The 5,544-nt window shown below is 46.4% G+C and carries 3 protein-coding genes and 4 pseudogenes; 4 read left to right on the forward strand and 3 right to left on the reverse strand.

Annotated elements, in window-relative coordinates:
* A pseudogene (locus JN414_RS16115) lies at positions 1-86 on the forward strand (IS5/IS1182 family transposase); the annotation flags it as partial.
* A 10-nt stretch (positions 87-96) separates the two neighbouring features.
* On the opposite strand, the pseudogene JN414_RS16120 reads toward JN414_RS16115, so the two are convergent.
* Positions 97-855 (reverse strand): annotated as a pseudogene (locus JN414_RS16120) (autotransporter strand-loop-strand O-heptosyltransferase); the annotation flags it as partial.
* A gap of 345 nt (positions 856-1,200) precedes the next feature.
* On the opposite strand from JN414_RS16120, the pseudogene JN414_RS17070 reads away from it, so the two are divergent.
* Together JN414_RS17070 and JN414_RS17075 are read left to right on the forward strand one after the other, a co-directional pair.
* Positions 1,201-1,362: pseudogene (locus JN414_RS17070) on the forward strand (transposase); the annotation flags it as partial.
* 272 nt (positions 1,363-1,634) lie between these two features.
* Entirely contained in the window at positions 1,635-1,847 is a 213-nt protein-coding gene (locus tag JN414_RS17075; RefSeq protein ID WP_237390135.1) for a hypothetical protein, read from the forward strand.
* A 34-nt stretch (positions 1,848-1,881) separates the two neighbouring features.
* Here JN414_RS17075 and JN414_RS17080 read toward each other — a convergent pair whose 3' ends face one another.
* Positions 1,882-3,285, reverse strand: coding sequence for a Hint domain-containing protein (locus tag JN414_RS17080; RefSeq protein ID WP_249203064.1), 1,404 nt, complete (start codon positions 3,283-3,285; stop codon positions 1,882-1,884).
* On the opposite strand from JN414_RS17080, the gene JN414_RS17085 reads away from it, so the two are divergent.
* The gene (locus tag JN414_RS17085) at positions 3,173-3,598 is read left to right on the forward strand and encodes a hypothetical protein (RefSeq protein WP_237390137.1); all 426 of its coding nucleotides are present in this window, start codon (positions 3,173-3,175) and stop codon (positions 3,596-3,598) included. The genes JN414_RS17080 and JN414_RS17085 overlap by 113 nt on opposite strands.
* Positions 3,599-3,952: 354 nt before the next feature.
* Here JN414_RS17085 and JN414_RS16135 read toward each other — a convergent pair.
* A pseudogene (locus JN414_RS16135) lies at positions 3,953-4,486 on the reverse strand (IS5/IS1182 family transposase); the annotation flags it as partial.
* Positions 4,487-5,544 lie beyond the last annotated feature (1,058 nt).

A 5,544-nucleotide genomic window follows, 5' to 3' on the forward strand; every position in this document is an offset into this window, starting at 1 on the left:
GGAGGGTCGCAACACGCTATGACAGATGCCCGAATGTCTTCTTCTCAGCCATCTGCCTCGCTGCAACCGTCATCTTCTGGCTATGAGTCCTGAGCCTAGAGGACGACTTTCGTCAGAAAGAGTAATCTTTGCAGGCTCTTCTTCAGGGGGAACCCCGAGGATATAGGCGGCTGTTTTATGTAGGCCGACAGATCGAAAATCAGTCGGTTGCCAGTCACATCCCACATCATCAAAAAACAGTCCTAAACTATAGGTCCCGTAGAATGTGTCGCTGAGCTTTTGGTCAATGACCTCTTCGTGCGTAAAAAAGCGAATATGAGAATACGCTTTCTCAAACAAAGGACTGATGAGGCCTGAAAGAGCGCAGGTGACATGGGCACCATGTTTTTTCGCAAAGCGGTTTGCATAGGGCATCCAGGCCAATGTGTCGCCGAGTGTACCCACCGGGAATTGGATTAGAATCTCTTTGTTTTGTGGGTCGAAGTGATGACTGAAAACCTGTTTCTCTGATTTGACGCTACCTTGAGGCTGACTTTCGATCCAAACATCTATGCCAAATCGGACATACCAACGCTTGCTGGAATGAATAAGACCTGCAGGGATCCCGGTTTTCTCAAAGAGAATATTGCCCGTATCAAGGTCTCTAAGTCGGACGTGCCATGTTTGCCCGTCTCCCAGAAGTGGTAGTTGAACACGACACCCAAAATTGAAATCAAACCGAATGCCATGATGAGCCTGTTGAGTCGGGACTGACGCTGAAGGGGGATAGGCGGGCTTATCAGAAAGCTTGGAACCAAGGGGGTTCGCACCGCTCGAAGCGGCCTCTTGATCACTCGATATCAGGCTCTGAGGCATTAATTAAGAAGTTCCAAACTTTTATCGCGAGGCGGTAACGGTTAATTAGTAGTTAATAAAATAGAAATCATCAAGTGAATGTTTTTTTCATAATGACAAAAATATTGCCCCCCCCCCGCGGGAAGAGTCGAAAAACTCTCTGGTTTTGAGGCTTTCTGTGTGACTCCATTCCTTCGATCTTGGGGCACGGCATAGTGATATGAAGCAGCCAAGGTTCTTTTATGTTGATGAAGAGAGATTTACTCGGTTCAGAGGGCCTAGCGATCAATTGGAAGCGTAGATTCTGCAGTGTTCCGCTCTGGCCTGGAGCAGGATTTGGCTTATTCAGGGAGCACTCAAGGTTGACGTTCACCGTTTGATGTCGTGCTTATGTGTAAAATTCTGGTGATCTAGGCTTTGATCAACCTGTCTGATTAACGGACGGAATATCTGATCAACGACAGCCTGTCGTTCATGCGCTTCCTTGGTATGGGGCTGTCGAATCATGTTCCTGATGCCAAAACGATCTAACTATTCCGTTCTTTGGCTACAAATCACCCTCTCCATTGGCCGGAAATTCACGTTAATTCCTAAATGGAAAACGATGGATGTTGTTGCCAATGATGGCGCTAGGCTGCTGATAAAAATAGTGCAACCTGGTGCTCAAAAACCAAGAAGGACGTCATAGAGAAGCCAGACTTTGTCTCAAAGAAAGGTCCATTAGTCGCCTCTCAAGGCGTGGCTCCGGCGTATCCATAAATCCAACACTGGCAAGTCAACGATCCGACCTCGGATCGAGCATGTCTCTGCCGACCAAAGTCACAGACAGGATTGCTCATCCGAATTCTCGGTATTACACGGGTCACAATGAGGATTGGGCTAGAATTATAGCCTATCAACATGCTCCGCTTTATCTTCCTGAAACGGATCAGCCCTGCCGGCTAGCCGAGCCAGAGCAGGAAGTCCCCGCTCTGCTCACATTACAGAGCGGATATCAGACCATTCCACCCTAACCCAGCGTTTTGTTGACGCTGGGTTAGGGTCACGTCAAGCTTTTAGAGCGTGCAGGTCAGCTTCAGCGTCTGAGACCAGATATGGCCCTGAAGCGTGAACCTGAAGCGCCATGAGCGCAATACTTCCAATCGGCCGGGACCCAAGAGGCAAGAGCGCGCTTCCGTTTGTCCAGCGGCACAGGCCGTCCTCGATATTGTTCCATCCGGACAGATCGATGTCCTGCAGATGAGATGTCAGGGTCTTCGTCGCATGCCCCTCGAAAAGCTGGACATCGCCCATCAGTAGGCCGAGCATACGACGGTCATCGACGAACGGTCCAACAACATCACACGGGCGGCTTGCATTTGAAACAATCCGAACGTTTTCAACACCAGCCGGAATCATGAACATAACCCTGTCATGATTCTTACGGATCGGACGGAGCGTCGTACCGGTATCTGTGACCAGGTGAAGATTGTTCTCCTGCGTCAGAGACGGAATATCAGTCATAAGAGGAGAATTGAGGTGAACAGCTCGTGTCTCAATCTGACGGAAGAGGGGTTCGACAAGATCACGGGCCACTGTCAAAGACGCTGCTGCATCCTCCCAGGACAGATTACGGGAAGGTGTCAGGGACACGACCTCTCCAGCCTGCCGAAACGCACTACGATTTCCAGTGTCAAGATAACTCTCAGTCAGGATACCATCTGCCATGATAACTGAATGTTCTTCAGTTTCGATGTGATAGTAATCGTAAGAGGTTATCGACGTGTCATAGAAGATCGAACGACCATTTACGAGCATACGGGCCGGAACGAATTTTCCATCAAAAAACAGGCAGTGCTCGGCTGTGATGAGCATATCCTTGAACGGTACGCCGTCGGATACCGCGTCCTTCAGAATACGGACGGGATAGCCCGCCTGATCCCGTGGAAGATACGGTCGCACCGTACAATGCGCATGTCCCGCCCACGTGACAATATCTGTATATATCCCCCCGTCTTTATAACAGAGGACTTCGTCACCCATGACGATATCCTGCACGGCCTTTTTTCCATCGGGGACAGAAATAATCGAATCCCTCAGGAAGCAAACCAAGACTCCGTTCTGGCTTGTGTTATTTAATGGAGTCGAACTAATGAATAAATTCCCGTCCTGATATGACTGGAACAAATTATTATTTGTTCTATAGTCATAAAAATCTCCCGATACCGTGATTGTTTTTCCATTATCTGTGACGATATTTGTACTACTTCCGCTTTTTGAAACGGAAACAACCTTTGTTGCGCCAGGAATTTCTATGGTTGATCCCGCATTCTCAAATCCTGATATACTTTGAAAAGAAATGACGGATACATTACTTCCTGGGTTAATCAGAAGTGTACCACCACCTTTTCCGAAAGCTACTTTCGATCCACTTAAGGCAGAAATTGCAGCCTGGTTCTGTACTGAATTCAAGATCAGCTTTCCGCCAGAAGAGATATTATACGTCGAACCAGAAAGGGCTGATATCGTCGAGGCACTATCCATAGAAATGGTGCCTCCATCTGCTGTGAACGTCGCACCAGTCAATGCATTGACAACGCCACCAGTCAATCCAGTTACTGTTACAAAGGCGTTGTTGCTTGAGGTGACACTCCAAGGGTTTGCCAAGGAAATTAATGAGGGAGAAAAATTGACGGAAGCATTGACGTTTTTGCCCGAAAAATTAGCGCTCGCTCCGCCAATCGATATTATTCCAAGGACCGGCAAAGCTGGAACAAGAGTGTAACTCCCGCTTTTCGTGACAGTATGGTTGTATCCATATATCAGCGACATCTTTTATCCTTCCGTTAATTTATCGTTGACGTGCTTTAATTGAATATGTTGCAAAGAGCAACTGTGCGTTACTTTAAAATATATTAATGCAATGAATTTAAATATTTAAAATCTAAAATAGTTAATAATCAACAACATATGGTTGTATCTATAGAAATACATTTGAATATTATTTAGTTACTACTTGTATATAATTATTTTATTTTTATTACCATATTTTTTACTGTGAAATTGAATAGGTTGGGAATTATCTTTCGTTGGTTTTCCATGTGAAGGAATCGAAAAACCGTTAATTAAGGTATCTTGGTTCTGATTTTTGGCTTTTGGTGATTTGATTGACGGTTCTGTGGGCTTGACGATCATTATGCGACTGCTTTGCTGGCTTGTCCCGCCAGTCCTCAGGGCTACTCCCAGCCCGGAGGTCGGACTTCTCAGCGTTGGTGTTCCGCTGCTTTGGAGTAGCCACCAGTGTGGCATTCAGGATCTGGCCTGACATCGGTAAATACCCGGCGTTGCGCAGGATTGCGTCAAAGCGGTTGAACAGCCCATCGATGGCATTCGCTTGTGTCAGGCGTTCACAGAACAGGCGCTCGTCGATCATGTATACCGTCTGATCGTCGCACAAATTGTTCAGGGTCGGATCACCAGCATTTTGAACATTAGCACCTGATCAAACGGCGGACGTCAGCCTTTACTGTCGCCTGAAGGTGTCAAAGCCTGCTCCAGATCATGACGGAATACCTCAAAATCTACCGTCCGGGAGAACACTTCAAATGTGATCATCAAGCTCGCTCAGTCGCGCAAGCCGCTCTTCAACATCAAAGAAACCAGCCTGCTTAATCATCCATTCCCTTCAAGCATAACCGGACAAATGGAATCACACAGGACAGGCCAGAGGACTTTTCAAACCCTACACATTATCGGCGTGAAGCCTCACATTTCTCCTGCAGCCACTGCATAGCGTCTGGCGGCATTGGTGCGGTCATCATGGTTCTATAATTCATGCAGGCGGCTGTCTCATGGGGTTGCGGCTCGTGTGAATTGCAAGCGCACCCTGCAAGAAATACCGCAGTTAGTGAAATGAGAATGAAACGCATGATGCTCTCCCGGATTTGGCAATATTTGGTAAAGCGTGAGATCGTCCGCAGAGTTCAGGTCAGAGGATTTTATAGTCTATGTGCGCTCTTGAGAGGCCCTGACCAGAAGCCCCTATCTCAATATGTTGATGTTGCGTACGGTTTCGTCGCTGAATATGGCTTGCCCCCCGCGGGGGGGGGGCGACAGCAGATCAAACTGCGATGTCTAAAAATGTTTTTTTTGGAATTGAGCATCAGAACAGAACTGAATATTTTGCAACGAAATATCTCGTTTTTTTAGTCTATATAGGACGTTTTATGGTTTCCTCAAAGACGGAAAGTTAACGGAATAATTTATAGGTCGGGGAGAAATGATTTATATAATCCCTATCAACGAATGCATAATGCAATTTTTCAATAACGAGGGAATCAATCTTGATAAATCCCAACAATAGTTAATATCTTAAATATACGTCATTAACCATTGGATTAGTTCGAGTGTATCGATTAATAAAACGAAGATTTATTTTTATAATTACACAATATTCGCCATACAACGGAATAGATAATGCATACCAGCAGAGTCACGAACGCTCCGAACTCGCAATACCCTACATCCTCGTAGCTGTCTTGCATTCTGAAGTGCATGGCGCACAAAACACTAAATAGAATAGCTATTTTTAAAAGAAATAATCGCGACATTGTCTACAAACCAGGCTCCATCGGCTCTGTTGCAAAGTTGGTGCCCCTGTTTGAAACCGCTTTCAGTTTTGGTGTGGGGCACTGCGGATGAGCGATTTCAAGGGACGACATTTCCGGGGTG

Origin of the sequence: Gluconobacter sp. Gdi (genome assembly GCF_014132155.1) — a bacterium.
Lineage (GTDB): Bacteria > Pseudomonadota > Alphaproteobacteria > Acetobacterales > Acetobacteraceae > Gluconobacter.